Source organism: Komagataeibacter oboediens, from assembly GCF_003207815.1.
Taxonomy (GTDB): domain Bacteria; phylum Pseudomonadota; class Alphaproteobacteria; order Acetobacterales; family Acetobacteraceae; genus Komagataeibacter; species Komagataeibacter oboediens.
In genome coordinates this window covers 1-14,221 of record NZ_NKTX01000056.1, presented here as the reverse complement: position 1 = coordinate 14,221, position 14,221 = coordinate 1, and the positions used below count along the sequence as shown (strand labels likewise).

General features: G+C 60.3%; 10 protein-coding genes and 1 pseudogene. 4 read left to right on the top strand and 7 right to left on the bottom strand.

Features of this window, described 5'->3' with window-relative positions; genetic code table 11:
* Positions 1-142: 142 nt before the first annotated feature.
* The 6 genes from CFR80_RS14170 to CFR80_RS14145 all read right to left on the bottom strand — a co-directional run bounded on the left by CFR80_RS14170 (position 143) and on the right by CFR80_RS14145 (position 6,850).
* Positions 143-850 carry a cupin domain-containing protein gene (locus CFR80_RS14170; RefSeq protein ID WP_258367822.1) on the bottom strand — a complete coding sequence of 236 codons (708 nt, stop codon included), beginning with the start codon at positions 848-850 and terminating at the stop codon, positions 143-145.
* 130 nt (positions 851-980) lie between these two features.
* Positions 981-1,910, bottom strand: a complete 930-nt coding sequence (locus CFR80_RS14165; RefSeq protein WP_010517061.1) for a LysR family transcriptional regulator — start codon at positions 1,908-1,910, stop codon at positions 981-983.
* Positions 1,911-2,122: 212 nt separating this feature from the next.
* The gene (locus tag CFR80_RS14160) at positions 2,123-3,076 is read right to left on the bottom strand and encodes a BadF/BadG/BcrA/BcrD ATPase family protein (protein WP_010517059.1); all 954 of its coding nucleotides are present in this window, start codon (positions 3,074-3,076) and stop codon (positions 2,123-2,125) included.
* A gap of 51 nt (positions 3,077-3,127) precedes the next feature.
* The gene (gene nagB / locus CFR80_RS14155; protein ID WP_042659047.1) at positions 3,128-3,919 is read right to left on the bottom strand and encodes a glucosamine-6-phosphate deaminase; all 792 of its coding nucleotides are present in this window, start codon (positions 3,917-3,919) and stop codon (positions 3,128-3,130) included.
* 91 nt (positions 3,920-4,010) lie between these two features.
* A complete protein-coding gene (gene gluP / locus CFR80_RS14150; protein WP_258367821.1) occupies positions 4,011-5,318 on the bottom strand; it encodes a glucose/galactose MFS transporter in 1,308 nt (435 codons plus the stop codon).
* A gap of 68 nt (positions 5,319-5,386) precedes the next feature.
* Entirely contained in the window at positions 5,387-6,850 is a 1,464-nt protein-coding gene (locus tag CFR80_RS14145; RefSeq protein ID WP_110507550.1) for a sodium:solute symporter, read from the bottom strand.
* Between the two features lie 216 nt (positions 6,851-7,066).
* Between CFR80_RS14145 and CFR80_RS14140 the strand changes: the two genes are divergently transcribed.
* The 4 genes from CFR80_RS14140 to CFR80_RS14120 all read left to right on the top strand — a co-directional run bounded on the left by CFR80_RS14140 (position 7,067) and on the right by CFR80_RS14120 (position 13,888).
* Positions 7,067-8,251, top strand: coding sequence for a serine hydrolase domain-containing protein (locus tag CFR80_RS14140; protein WP_010517327.1), 1,185 nt, complete (start codon positions 7,067-7,069; stop codon positions 8,249-8,251).
* Positions 8,252-8,287: 36 nt separating this feature from the next.
* A complete protein-coding gene (locus CFR80_RS14135; protein ID WP_010517329.1) occupies positions 8,288-9,232 on the top strand; it encodes an N-acetylmuramic acid 6-phosphate etherase in 945 nt (314 codons plus the stop codon).
* On the top strand, positions 9,229-10,377 hold the full coding sequence (locus tag CFR80_RS14130; protein ID WP_010517331.1) for an anhydro-N-acetylmuramic acid kinase: 1,149 nt from the start codon (positions 9,229-9,231) through the stop codon (positions 10,375-10,377). The genes CFR80_RS14135 and CFR80_RS14130 overlap by 4 nt, the downstream gene beginning before the upstream one ends.
* Before the next feature lie 1,192 nt (positions 10,378-11,569).
* Positions 11,570-13,888 (top strand): TonB-dependent receptor, encoded by a 2,319-nt coding sequence (locus CFR80_RS14120; RefSeq protein WP_010516579.1) that lies wholly within the window; start codon positions 11,570-11,572, stop codon positions 13,886-13,888.
* A 167-nt stretch (positions 13,889-14,055) separates the two neighbouring features.
* Here the strand turns inward: CFR80_RS14120 and CFR80_RS14115 are convergent.
* Positions 14,056-14,221 (bottom strand): annotated as a pseudogene (locus tag CFR80_RS14115) (IS630 family transposase); the annotation flags it as partial.

Below are 14,221 nucleotides of genomic sequence, written 5' to 3'. Positions count from 1 at the left end.
CGGATCTTTCCAATTGTTTCCACAACAAGCATCCCAAACCGGGCCTCCATTCAGCATGAAGGCCATCGTGAACCCGTTTCTCAGAAAGGGGTCGTTTTTAGCTGCCTGTCCCCCTTCCGAAGGGGTCACTTTTCCATGCCGCTTAACAGTCCAGGGCGATGGACTGATGGCGGTGCGGTTTCTGCTGGGTGCCCGCGCCAATGGTCCCGTACATTGCCCACAGCGTGTGGGTGACGGTGCGCGTCAGCGGAAATTCATCCGCGGCCAGCAGAACGCTGACACGGCTCCGTTCGGCGGCGGCGGGTGAACGCCTGACCTGATCCAGTTCACGGTCCGCATCCCTGGCCCGGAACACGACAGGGCGGAAGCGCGCCGTATCGACGCGCACCCCGAGATAGGTCAGCAGCGGTGCGTCATGCACGGCGTAAAGTGCAGCATCGGCCGAGGCATCGAGCGTAATGCCGTCCAGTGCGGGAATGGCGAAAAAGTCGCCCTGTGCCCAGTCGAACGTCACCGAACCACAGCGTGCGCTGCCGTGACCGCGTATGGCGTAGAACACGATTGACGTCGCGTTCGGGTCCATCGTGATCCGGTCGCCGGCATTGATGCGGACAAAACTGGCGCACAGCCCGGGGCCGGTGGCCGGGCCGGGGCATTTCAGTTCCCCGCTGAGGTCGAGCGGCACGACCCGGCTACTGCCCTGTGCATAAAGTGACGGCGGAAAGAAATGATACGGGATGCGCGGCGTCAGGCTGGGGCGGATGGGATTGGCAGCCTTGCTGTATTCATAGAAATGTCCCGAGGCCACATCATCGGTCTTTTCGGTCCGGTCAATAACCAGCGTGTCCATCTTGCTCTCCATGTCTTTGGAAAAGTCGAACAGGGTGATGTGACGTTTCCATAGCCCGGCTGCTGATGATCGGGCTACGTGCACGGCGGCAAAGGACTTTTGCGGCAATTGCCATGCGCGCTCCGCTCCGTCACGACGGGTCCCAATACAGCGGGTCCCTGAAACGGCGGCTCATGAAGTGGATGAAGCTTCGCACTTTCGGGGCCACGACTTTCTTGGGGGGATAGACCGCCCATATTGCCCGCTCCGCCCCCGGGGCAAGGACCCATTCGAAATCGGCCAGCACGCGCACCAGCCGTCCCTGCCGCAGATACGGCCCGGTCAGCCAGTCGGGAAGAAGGGCAAGGCCGATGCCCTGCAGCGTCGCGTCAAGCAGGGCTTCGGATTCATTGGCCTTCAGCAGGCCCGTGACAGGCAGTTTTTCAAATGGCGTATCTGTCGCGCCGTCGGGGCGGTAATACCACGCGTTGCCGCAATGAAGGGTAAACAGCAGGCAGCTATGCGCGCGCAGGTCATCCGGCGTTTCCGGGCGGCCCGCGCGTGCGATATATGCCGGTGTGCCCACGACCATGCGCGACTGCGTGGCCAGACGCCGTGCGACAAGGGTGGAATCAGGCAGCGCGCCAATACGGATGGCGACATCCGTACCGCTTTCGATCAGGTCGACCGTTGTGTCCGTCAGCATCACATCGGCGCGAATATCCGGAAAATCCGCCAGAAACGCCGCCATGTGGGGCATGACATGGCGACGTCCGAAGCAGCCGGGAACATTGATGCGTAGCAGCCCTTGGGGGGAGGCATTATGCAGCGTCACTTCCTCCCGGGCGTGATCAAGGTCAGCCATGATCCGGCTGGCCCGTGCCTGTAGCAGGCCACCGGCCTCGGTCAGATGCAGCCCGCGTGTCGTCCGGTTGAACAGGGCAACCGCCAGATCGGCTTCAAGGCGGCTGATATGGCGGGACACCGTGGAGACTTCCATGCCCAGTTCAGCCGCAACCCCGGAAAAGCTCCTGACCTGACTTGCACGCAGGAAAACGCGCAGGGCGGTAAAATAGTCCATGAACCAGTTTCTCCGGTATCCGTACCCTCTGCATCATACAGCCCATGTGCCGCAAATCGATGTCAGCACGGGCGCGATCATGCGGCGAACCGCCCCCTTCCCCGGATTGTTACGGCAGGCTGCCGGACGCATGACCCGTCCGGGGATGCCGTAGTGCATCACGATTGCGTTTCCACGCGGCCATGCGTCGTATCCGCCCGCGCATGGTACGGTCAGCGTGTGGACGCGATCCCGGTACCAAGCCGATCCAGCCATGCCGCGTCCACAGGCCAGTCCGCGCACATGGCGGCCTGCATGAGTGCCCCGCCAATGGGGGGCAGGCGTGGAACCTGCGGGCCTTCGCCAAGCAGGTGCGTCATCCCGTCCATGACAATCCGGCTGTGAAATACGCTGCCTGCGTAACTCCATGGCAGGGCCTGACCCAGCCGTGTCCGTGCCACCGTGACCTGTGCAGCAAGACACCGTGCGGCATCCAGCAGGATTGACCGGGCGTCCGCGCTGCCATCATGGGCCAGCCTGTCCAGAACACGCGCCAGCGCCGCGATGGCCGAACGTGCGTGGGGCTGCACCCGCTGCCATTCCAGCAGCGCCTCGCCCGCCCGGTCCGGGTCGGACGGCAGGTCCATGGCCCGCAGCAGCCGGGTGGCGAAATCCGCATCGTCAGCATGACGGGCATCAAGGTAGCGGGCCACCCTGTGCAGCGCCATGCGGCCAATCCAGTACCCGCTGCCTTCATCACCCAGCATGTATCCCCATCCGCCAATGCGCAGGGGCGCATGGCGGCAGTCATCTGCCCAGATGACGGACCCCGTTCCCGCCAGCGCAAGGATGCCCGGTGCGCCGACGAAGGCGCCAGCGCAGGCAATGTCCACGTCCGGACGCATGCTGATCATGACATCGGGGCCAAGGGCATTGCGGACGGCATCTTCCTGCATGCGGGATGACGGGCGTTGCGCACAGTAGCCAGCCAGACCGATCGTCGCGGCACGCAGGCGGTATGAGTTCAGGCCCCGCAGCAGGCCGGTCAGCGTGTCCGCCCAGTCGGCTTTGTCATAGGCGTTACAGCCATCGGCAAGGCGATGTTCGATTACGTGCCCGTCCGGCCCCACAATCATGGCGCGCGTGTACGTCCCCCCACCATCCACCGCCAGAACCGCATCATTCATGTCCGCACGTCATCCTGAAGAAAATGGCTGCCCGGAGGGAGATGTCCCCGTTCACGACACAAGGGCCTTCAGTTCTGCATCGTGGCGCATCATGTGGTCAATGAAGGGGCGGCGGGACAGTGCGGCGGCAGCGGTTTCATCCGCGATGACAAGGCAGTTTGCGTGCATCTGCAGGGCAGTGGCGCTGGTGCTGGCCGTCAGCGGTCCCTCGATCATGTCGGCAAGGGCCGCAGCCTTCGCTGTCCCCGTCACAAGCACCACGATGCGGTGCGCATCCAGAATGGTGCCCACCCCCATCGTAATGGCATGATACGGTACATGATCGGGATCGCCGCCGAACATGTCGCGGTTCTGGTCCCGTGTAGCGGGGTCCAGTGTCACGACGCGGGTGCGGGACGTGAACGCGGAAAACGGTTCGTTGAAACCGATATGGCCATTCCTGCCCAGCCCCAGAAGCTGGAGGTCAACCCCGCCGCTGGCGTGCAGGCTATGTTCATATTCCCCACAGTGCGCGGCCAGATCCGGTGCCATTCCATCAGGCACATGTGTCGCGGACCGGGCGATATTGACCTGCGAGAACAGGTGGGTGTCCATATACGCGCGGTAGGACCGGCCGGATGAAGGAGGCACGCCCACATATTCGTCCAGGTTGAAGGTCTGGCACCGTGAAAAGTCCAGCCCCCGCTGCCGGTGCGCCTGAACCAGGTCCGCATAGACCCCGTCCATTGTCCGGCCGGTCGCAAGGCCAAGCGTCATGGCCGGGTCCCGGCGCAGGGCATGCTCCATGATCCGGGCGGTCAGTGACATTGCCTGCCCGGCAGTGGACCGAATGACAATTTTCATGATGCTCTCCCTCCGGCGTTCATCGGGTGATGCCTGCGTCGTGTGACATGCCATATGGGCGGGCCGGTTACGGCATGCCACCGGCAGCATATCATGGGTCGGCCATCATGACGGGTGCAGTATCCGTCCGGCCGCGCCTCTGCATACCGATATTATATAATATGATCAGAAGGTAAGATGGAGCTGCCAGTATTACAAAGGCCTCCCGTACCCCCATCACCGGTGCAATCGCGACGAAAATCTGCGGCAGGACCGCGCCCCCTGAAAATGCCATGACCAACAGGGCGGCTGCTTGCGCGCCGCGTTCGCGCATATCGGACATGACGATGGGAAACAGCGTGGGCATGATCATGGCGTTTGCAAAACCACATAGCGCCACGCACAGGACCGATACATAACCATGTGCCAGCCAGCCCGACAGGCACAGCATCAACCCGCATGCCGCCGACAGGCCAAGGTAGCGCGCCTGTGAGAAAACACGTGGTACAAGCAGCATGCCCAGCACGTATCCCCCCATCATGGCCGTCAGGGTCAGGGATGTGAAGAATTTGGCCTGATCAAGCGGAATGCCAAGGCTGCCTGCATAGACACCAATGGCGTCGCCCGCCATGACCTCTGTCCCGACATAGACGAACATGCATGCCACCCCGACCCCCAGACGCCATGATCCCGTCCGCCGGGATGTCCGGCACGCAGGCGCATCCCTGGTCGGGGCTGCGGGTATGTCGATCTGCGGCAGGGTGGAGCGGGCCAGGCCAATGGCCAGCGCCAGCAGGACGGCGGCCATGATGAAATACGGGATCTGTATGGCGTGGGCGAACTGGTCAAGGATCCGGTTGCGTGTGGCCTGATCCGGGGCCGCCCTTACCCGTCCGGCAATATCGCCAAGATTGCGCATGACCAGCAGCGCAAGGACAATGGGGGCGGCAATGCCGGCAAGCTTGTTGGCCACACCCATGATGGCGATGCGCTGGGCCGCTTTTCCAGCAGGCCCCAGCAGCGTTACATACGGATTGACCGTGATCTGCAGCAACGACAGTCCCGCCCCGATCACAAACAGCCCCGCCAGTGCGCCGGGATAGACGCGGATGCTGACACATTCGCCAAAAATGGCGATGCCGATGGACAGGACCACCAGTGCGGCGACCAGTCCCCCCCTCAGTCCGGTCAGCCGTGTCAGCAGCGTCGCAGGCAGCGGAAAGAACAGGTACGACAGGTAGAAGCACATGGGCACCAGAAAGGCGCCGACGGCGCTCAGGTCAAAGGCAACCTGCACGAACGTGATCAGCGGACCATTCAGCCATGTGACAAAGCCGATGACAAAGAACAGGCATGCAAGAATAATGACAGGCCGCCAGCCATATTCTCCCGCAGGGCCGTGGGGGTGTGATCCGGGCAATGGCCCCTCCTCGTTTTCTTCACCGGCACCGTATCGGGTATTGGCAGAACGGCGTGGCGACATGGTGGTCATTGCCGCACGTTCAGCACAATCCTTAACATCAGGCCGCAGGCGAACATCATGATGACACCCAGCGGAACCAGCCACGTAAAGGCGATTGTCGCCCCGTACGGCGGCCCGAACACCATGACACAACAGACCGTGACGAGTGTGGCGATGAACGACGGAAGGACTTCGCGCGTGCGTGCCCGCCTGCTGAACATGGCATACAGGAACGCCCCCAGCATGGCCCCATAGGCGCATGACGCCACCGACAGGCCAAACACCACGGCCGGCCCATGGCTGCGCGCGAATGCCAGCGCCGCCAGTACAAGTACGGCAGCCCACACCACGGTCACCAGCCGCGCAAACGCCAGCCCGGACAGGCCCGCCCGCCGCGCCAGCGCCCGGCAGGGCGTGGAAAAATCCAGCAGGGTCGCACTGGTCATGGCATTGAGCGTGGCGGACAGTGAACCCATGGTCGCACTCAGCAGTCCCGCAATCAGCAGCCCCGCCAGCCCCATGGGCATGTCATGCACGATAAAATCGGGAAACAGCGCGTCCGAGGTCCGCAGGCCCATCGCGGCCAGTGATCGTTCATCATTGCGCGCCCATAGCAGCATGCCGACCAGTGACAGCAGGGCAAACAGGCATCCGACCATGATGCCGCTGCCCACCAGCGCCTTTCTGGCATCGCGCAGGTTCCGCGCCGCCAGGACGCGCTGGACCATCAACTGGTCCGTTCCATGTGACGCCATGGCCATGATCGCCCCGCCGATCATGGCGGCACAGGGTGTATAGGGATCGAGGAAATACTGCCGCGATTTATGGAACAGGTGGAACCTGTTGGAATGGCGCAGCAGATGGATCTGCATGTCCGTTGCATGATGGTACAACAGCCCCACGCAGGCCGCCGTCCCGCCTATATAGATGGCAAGCTGTATCGCATCCGACCAGACCACGGCCCGCAGGCCGCCAGCCATCGTATAGCACAGCGTCAGCCCGACAATCCCCACCATGATCCCCCATTGCGGCAGGGGAACATGCAGGGACGTCAGGATGGCCGCGACCGGCAGCATGCCCGCAAACAGCCTGATCCCTTCGGCCAGTACGCGCATGATCAGGAACGTGGCGGACACGGTGCGTTCCATCGTATGCCCGAACCGTTGGCCCAGGTACTGGTAGACGCTGCCGCCATGGCCCGAAAAATAATGTGGCAGGAACAGCCAGGCGACAAGCGCGCGGCCGATCACATAGCCCACCGCCAGCCCCACGAACACCATGCCGCTGCCATAGGCGATGCCGGGTATGCTGATGATGGTCAGGGTGGAGGTTTCCGTTGCGACCAGCGAAAGGCAGATCACCCACCATGGCAGGTCGTGCCCGCCCCCTACATAGGTGGCAATGCTGTCCTGCCGCCCCGACAGGGCGAACGCAATGAATGGCAGGGTCAGGCAATAGATGCAGATAATCACGATATCGGTTGCGGACATACCGGTTCCATCATGTCAGGCAGGGCAGACCATATGACCGGATGAAGACCATATGAAGCCCGAAAACAGCCCGGAACCGGAACGGATTGCCGTCCCGGCCCCATGTGCCGCGATCCCGCACGGTACGGGAACGGGTCGTTGTCAGTGCGGGGCAGGAATGGTATTGCCTGCGCATGGGGCATCTGTCATGCCGTCTTTTAACGGGTCCGCTGCAACATGCATGTTTTTCCGGCCGCAACCCGGCTGAAGCGCCGTCATGTCCTGATGCTGGCAGGTGCCGCGACACTGACGGCATGCGCGCCGCATGCACGGGGCACGCAGCGCCCGGTTCATGACATGCGCAATGTGGACCGCAGGCTGCGGCAGGCCGTAACGCAGGGGGAAGCACCCGGTGCTGTCTGCGCCATTGGCCATGACTGGCAGGTCGTGCACCGCGCCGTATATGGCCTGCGAGCCATATCCCCCGCGCGGGAGGCCATGACGTGGGATACGGTGTTCGACATGGCATCCCTGACCAAGCCAGTCATTACCGCGCCCTGTGTCATGCAGTTGTGGGAACAGGGCCGGTTCGGGCTGGATGATCCCGTCTCGCGCTACCTGCCGCAGTTCGCGGCTGCCGGTAAATCCGGCATTACCATCCGGCACCTGCTGACCCACTATTCCGGCCTGCGCCCCGATCTGGACCTGACCCGGCCGTGGCAGGGGCGCGATGCCGCCTTCCGCCTGGCCATGGACACCACGCCGGTGCAGCCACCGGGCCAGGGGTTCATCTACAGCGACATCAATTTCATCACGCTGGGGTTTCTGGTTGAAAAGCTGTCCGGCATGACGCTGGATGCCTATGCCACGCGCTTCATCCTGACGCCGCTGGGCATGCGGCAGTCATGCTTCCTGCCGCCCGCCACGTGGGCCATGCGTATCGCCCCCACCCAACCCGATGAAAACGGCCACATGCTGCGTGGACAGGTGCATGACCCGTCATCGCGCCGCATGGGCGGGGTTGCAGGCCATGCGGGGCTGTTTTCCACCGCGGACGACATGTGTCTTTACGCGCAGGCCCTGCTGGACCGGCGCGCGGGCAGGCCGTCGGCCTTTCCGCTCCAGGCCCGGACCATTCTGCTGATGACGACCGCGCAGCAGCCGGGCGGAAAACCCGACCTGCGCGGGCTGGGGTGGGATATTGCCACACATTATTCCTCCGCCCGGGGGGACAGGTTTCCCGTCGGCTCCTTTGGCCATACCGGCTTTACCGGCACGTCGCTGTGGCTTGATCCCGACAGTGACAGTTATGTCCTGATCCTGACCAGCCGCCTGCACCCTGCGGGGCACGGCAATGTCGTGCGCCTGCGCCATGACGTGGCGACGGCCGCTGCCCTTGCCCTGACCCCTTCGCGGGGCTGAGGCATTTTCCATTCACCTGCCCGGAAGTTACGGTCCATGACCCAGAACAGCACCACGCCCATCCCGCCCGTTGCGACGGAAGGGCAGGACCCCCGTTACGCGGATGTGGATATCTGGCCTGTCGCCTCCGTGCTCGATGCGCTGGTGGAATCACAGATGAGCGCCATAGCCGCCGTGCGCGCAGCAACGCCGGCGCTGGAATGCGCGGTGAACAGTGCCCTGCCACGCCTTCTGGCGGGGGGGCGGCTGTTCTATGTCGGCGCGGGCACGTCGGGGCGGATCGGGATGCAGGACGGGGTGGAATTGCTGCCCACCTTCGGCTGGGCGCCGGAACGGCTCGTGTTGCTGCTGGCGGGCGGGCGGAATGCCGTCCATCAGGCGGCGGAAGGGGCCGAGGACCGCGAGGACGTGGCCCGGTCCGACATCATGGCCCACGATCCCGGCCCGGACGACGTGGTGCTGGGCATCGCCGCCAGCGGGTCCACGCCCTATACCTGTGCGGCGGTTGGCGCGGCGCGCGCTGTGGGCAGCCTGACCATTGGCATTGCGTGCAACCGTCACGGCAGGCTGCTGGATGTGGCGGAACAGGGTATTGCGGTGGTGACCGGGCCGGAGGTCATTTCCGGGTCCACCCGGCTGAAGGCCGGTACGGCGCAGAAGGCCGCCCTGAACCTGATATCCACCACCCTCATGATCCGCATGGGCCATGCCTATCGTGGGCAGATGGTGGACATGCGCGTGGTCAATGCCAAGCTGCGGCAGCGCGCATGCCGGATGGTCCGGAACCTGAGCGGATGCACCGAACGGCAGGCGTTCGATGCGCTGGAGGCCACGGGGTTCAATGTCAAACGCGCGGTCATGATCCGTTCGGGCATTCCCATGGATCAGATCGAAGCGCTGCTTGTCGCGCATGATGGCAACCTGCGTTCGATCCTTGGGCAGGCCGGTGCGCCGCGTCAGGCTGTGAACGGGCCGGAATGACGCGTATGCTGAATGTCATCGGGCTGATGAGCGGCACGTCGCTTGATGGGGTTGATGCCGCCGTCATCCGCACCGATGGTGAACGGATTGACGCATTCGGGCCGGATATCAGCCTGCCCTACCCTGCGCCGCTCCGCCAGCGTGCGCGCCGGATACTGGACCGTGCGCCTGACCTGCCGCCGGATGATCCGGAACTGGGGGCCGTCGAACACGCACTGACCCTGCATCATGTCGATGCGGTGCGGCGGTTGCAGGCGGTTGCGCCAGATATTGACCTGATCGGGTTTCATGGCCAGACGATCCTGCATGCGCCAGACCGCCACCGGACGTGGCAGATTGGCGATGCGGCCCTGCTGTCGCGTGCGACCGGACTGGCTGTTATTCATGATTTCCGCAGCGCTGACGTAGCGGCCGGTGGCGAGGGCGCGCCGCTGGTACCATGGTTTCACGCCGCCCTGCTGCATGATGTAACCGGGCCGGTCGCGGTGCTGAATATCGGGGGGGTTGCGAATATCACCCTGATTGATGCGGACAGGACGATCCATGCCTGCGATACCGGGCCGGGCAATGCGTTACTCGATGACTGGGCCCTGCGCCATACGGGTACGGCGTGCGACGTGGATGGAAAACTGGCCGCCATGGGCACGGTCAACCATGCGCTGCTGGAACAGATGCTGGCTGATCCCTACTTCGCGCGCCCTGCACCGAAATCGCTCGACCGCCAGACATTCGCCACGGCCCTTGAGCGCGTATCCGTCTGCACGCCTGCGGACGGGGCGGCCACGCTGGCCGCCTTTACCGTTGAGGCCGTCCGCCGCACGCCCCTGCCTGTCCGGCCAATGCGCTGGTATGTCTGCGGTGGGGGGCGGCATAATCCTGTTCTCATGCATGGGCTGCGGGTGGCGCTGGGTGTGCCGGTTGGACCGGTGGACCAGCTTGGCTGGAACGGGGATGCGCTGGAGGCACAATGCTTCGCCTTCCTTGCCGTGCGCAGCCTGCGCGGTCTTCCCCTGTCCGCGCCGACCGTGACCGGGGGGCCGCATGCCCTGTCCGGTGGCCGCCTGACCTGCGCGGGGCTTATGCCTGTGCCATCATGGATATGGAAAGCTGGTAGCATGGAACAGGCCACGCCCGTCCGGCGATAAACGACGTGCCGTGGCGGACATGACGGTACGTATTGTTATATAGCGGATCCGATCAGGCCCTGCGGACTGATCATACGCTACGGCAGGCATGCGCCCGGCCACGCACGTATGGCGCCTAATGCAGGATGGGATTGCCCCCTGCACTTCCATGACAGATATGTCCGTGTCCGTAGCATGCTGTCCCGGTCCGGCGGATATCCTGTGGCGCAGGATGTGGGAACTGTTGCCGCACCTGGCGTCTACGTGCCACAGGCGCGCCGGACATGTCCATGTCTTCCTGCACATGATCGACAGTCATTTCCGAACGGATGCCCGTAGCGCCGGTCCGGTTTATTACATGCAATATGGGAGTATAATATTATCTCCATCAGGATATAACCAAATTAATGCATATTTGTTTCTTATAAAGAACATATTGCGATGGACGATCTGACGGTCGGTTTTCCGGTTCCGGCATGTCATGAATACAGCCAGTTCAGACCTGTCGTGCAGGTTAGGAAACGGGGTGTTCAGAAATAGTAAACGCTCATCATAATAGTCAAAATTCTGTGTCATATGGAAAGAAAGAATGAAAATAAACGTTTTCCGTGTTGCTGCATTAATCTCATGTGTCGTGAAGCACTGGATTAAGGTTAATGAATAGAGTGTTTTACGGTATATCCTTTTGAAAATTTCTATACCCATTAAGGCATGTTTCGGACCAGCTTAAAATTCTGACACATTTTTCTTGAGATCGGACCGGGACTACAATACCATGTCATAACATGAGAACGGGTACAGATTGTCAGATCTGTTCGTAATCATTGTCATGATATTCTTCAGGAAAGCCGGTTCCTGCTGATTTTGTGCGCTGAATGTATCGATTTCAGAACGAATCTTAAAGATACATTCACAAAACTTTTCTGGCTTTCGTAATACACAACGTTGGCGATTGAATTTTGCGGTAAACACAAAATGCTGGTGTGGAATAATGTCGAAACTTTTTCTACGTAACAGGACGCATCGGCCATCTCTGGCGAAATGCAATATCAAGCTGGCACTGGTCTGTTCCACATTGTGGATATCAAGTGCCTTCGCCCAGAGTGATGTCGTGTCCTCATCCAAGGTTTCCCAGAAAAATGGTACACAGAAAACAGCAGTAAACACAGACAGCAGTAATAATGCTGATGTGAACGTTGGCAATCGCCCCTCCATGATTGGACAGACCGCACCAACCGACGAAAAAATGGTGGTGCTGGGACATCACTATACGGATGGCGTCACCCGCAGGGCCATTGGCGGCGGTCTGATGGTCAAGGAAGATGCGCCCAAGTCCAAATCGACTGTCACGCGCGATTATATTGAAAAACAGACGCCGGGCCTCAACCCCATGCAGCTGATCGCGCTGCTGCCGGGTGTCAACGCCACGGATTCTGACCCGATGGGCCTGACGGGTGGCCATACATCGGTTCGCGGCATGAATGAAAGTTCGATGGGATACACCCTCGAAGGGTTCCCGCTGAACGATATCGGCAGCTATGCCGTCTATCCGCAGGAAATCGTTGATTCCGAAAATCTGTCTTCCATCCAGGTGGCGCAGGGTTCGGCTGACCTCGACAGTCCCACCGTCAGCGCGTCAGGTGGCGTGGTCAACATGTACATGATCGACCCGAAAGAAAAAATGGGCGGTCGTGCGGATTTCACCTACGGGTCATTCAATACGGTCCGCGGGTTTGCGCGGTTCGACACGGGACTTATGGGGAATTCGGGAACGCGTGCCTATTTCTCGTTCTCGGATACGCATGAAGACGAATGGCGTGGCCCGGGGAATGAAAGCAAGATCCATGGCGAAATGAAGGTCGTCAAGGAATGGGGCAAGGACAACCGTGTTTCGTTCGTGGTTGTTGGCAACCAGCTGGACAACTATGGCACCCCAACCACCACCATGGCATCATGGAACAAATACGGTATCGGCGTGATGGGTGGGCCGGTTTCCGGTAGCCCTCCCAATACGGTGTATAATTCAATTTATACAGGTAATACAAGCGCCAATACAAACTATTACAAACTACATCCCAATCCCTTTACCAATATTTATATCAGCGCCCCGTCCCGGTTCAATCTCGGGCACAACATGACACTGACCGAAACCCCGTATTTCTGGTACGGTTTCGGCAATGGCGGTGGTGCATACTGGGAAAACATGAACTCCATGTCGTATGGTTCCCAGACCATGTCGGGCACGATCGGCGGCAAGAATTATGGCAATACGCTGCTGTATAACCCTTCCATTACCCGTACATACCGTCCCGGCGCGGTTACGAAATGGACCTGGACATCGGGCATCAACCGCCTGATGATCGGCTACTGGTTTGAATATTCCTATCAGCGCCAGACAGCACCATACAGCCTGATTGCCGCCGATGGCTCGCCCGAAAGCGAATGGGGCACAGGGGATAACCTGATCCTTGCAAACGGGCAGGTCGCGCAGTACCGCGATACGCTGACGCGCACGATTATCAATACGCCCTTTATTGGTGACAGTATTTCCCTGTTCCATAACCGCCTGACCATTGATGCGGGATTGAAATATTCCATCATTACACGTGATGGCCGTAACTACCTGCCTGATACCTCAACTGGGCGGGTTATTGACCAGACATATCGTGAAGCACTGCCCACAATGGCATTCCGTTATAAGGTCGATAACAAGAACCAGCTTTTCTTCTCGGTGGCGACCAATTACCGTGTGCCCATGAACTCGTCACTTTATGATTCCGGTGCGTATTATGCTGGCAGCGGCTACAGCAACCATGCAGCGACGGGTCTTAATCCGGAAATATCCATTTCAGAAGAATTCGGCTGGCGTTATCAGGGCAAGCTGATCAATACGTCGGTGACGTATTTCCATTATAACTTCACCAACAGATTGTTTTCACAGACCATTACCGATCCCAATAACCCGAGCGACTATTATTCGACCAGCATCAACGGCGGTGGTGAGACGACCAACGGTGTTGATTTCGAAATCGGAACGCGACCGATCTATAACATCCGTCCGTATTTCTCGGCGGAGTATATCGATGCGCGGACCGACAGTAACCTTGCCGCATCGGCCAGTGGTGTCGATGCGCTTCTGCCGACAAAGGGCAAGTTCGCGCCCCAGACCCCCCGTTACCAGTTCGGGTTTGGCCTTGATTATGACAACGGTGGTATATTCGGTAATTTCAGCCTGAAATACGTTGCCAAGCAGTACTCCACATTCATGGATGACCAGAACATACCAGCCTACGTCCGTATGAATATCGGGGTTGGTTACCGATTCAAAAGCTGGGGCCTGTTCAAAAGTCCGACCATCAAGCTCAACCTGTCAAATATTACGAACAACCATTATCTGAACTACGCTTCGGGTGTGGAAAGCAATGCAAATTATGCAACCGCAATGAATGGGCAGAGCGTCAAGGGCTATGCGCCGACTTACACCATTGCATCCCCCTTCTCGGCCATTTTCTCGATGAGCAGCGGTTTCTGACCGGCTGTCTCGTCCCGTGCGGACCAGTCATATGGTTCGCAAGCGGGCCGGATATACAGGATCGGCAGGTCATTCAGTGATCTGCCGATCTTTTTTGTAGGGCGATGTTCCTGTTGCTCTTCCGCAGGACCTGCCTGTGTTGTGTGATCAGCATGTTATACCAACGGTTATGGGAACTGACCTGTGTGAGCCCACTTTCTAAGACCGATGGATCGAATGGTGTCAGGCAAGGCAGCAAGATTATTCCAAGCGGAACAGGCAGCGTCGATGATGTGCTCGATGCCGTCGAAGACGGTATTGGCCAGCCAGTTGGCGCGCAGGAACTGCCAGATA